This window comes from Streptomyces javensis (assembly GCF_039525925.1).
GTDB lineage: Bacteria > Actinomycetota > Actinomycetes > Streptomycetales > Streptomycetaceae > Streptomyces > Streptomyces asiaticus.
This window is the reverse complement of the sequence record NZ_BAAAIF010000273.1, coordinates 1-723: the sequence shown is the minus strand read 5'-3', so window position 1 is coordinate 723 and position 723 is coordinate 1. Positions and strand designations below refer to the sequence as shown.

Here is a 723-nt window from a genome sequence, read left to right as displayed (position 1 = left end):
ACGGCCTGGGCCTCGGCGGCCTCCACGGTCTGCTGAACGGGAAGGGTGAGCACCGGATGCGGGCTCACCTCGATGAACACACCGTGGCCGGTGTCGAGGAGAGTGCGGGTGGTGGCCTCCAACTCGACCGTCTGGCGCAGGTTCCGGTACCAGTACTCGGCATCCAGCGCGGCGGTCTCCACCAGCTCGTTGGAGACCGTGGAGTAGAACGGCACCTCCGGCACGCGCGGCGCCAGGTCCGCCAGAACCTCCAGCAGCTCCTCCCGGATCGCCTCCACATGAGCGGAGTGCGAGGCGTAGTCCACCGGAACCCGGCGGACCCGGATCTCCTCACCCTCCAGCTGGGCCACCATCTCGTCCAGCGCGCCGGGGTCACCGGAGACCACGACCGAGCCGGGGCCGTTGACCGCCGCGACGGATATTCCACCGTCCCAGGCGGCGATACGGTCCTTGACCTGGTCGACCGGCAGCCCGACCGAGACCATGCCACCACGTCCGGCCAGGCCCGCGGCGATGGCCTGCGACCGCAGGGTCACCACCTTCGCGGCATCCTGGAGCGAAAGCGCACCGGCCACGCAGGCCGCGGCGATCTCGCCCTGGCTGTGGCCCATCACGGCATCCGGCTCGACACCCATCGAACGCCACAGCTTCGCCAGCGACACCATCACCGCGAACAGCACCGGCTGGACCACATCCACCCGGTCGAAGCCCGGAGCGCCGTCA

At 70.1% G+C, this 723-nt stretch carries 1 protein-coding gene; it reads right to left on the bottom strand.

Going from position 1 to position 723, the window contains the following annotated elements:
- On the bottom strand, positions 1-723 hold a 723-nt coding region (locus ABD329_RS47920), incomplete at both ends, for an acyltransferase domain-containing protein (RefSeq protein ID WP_344318309.1).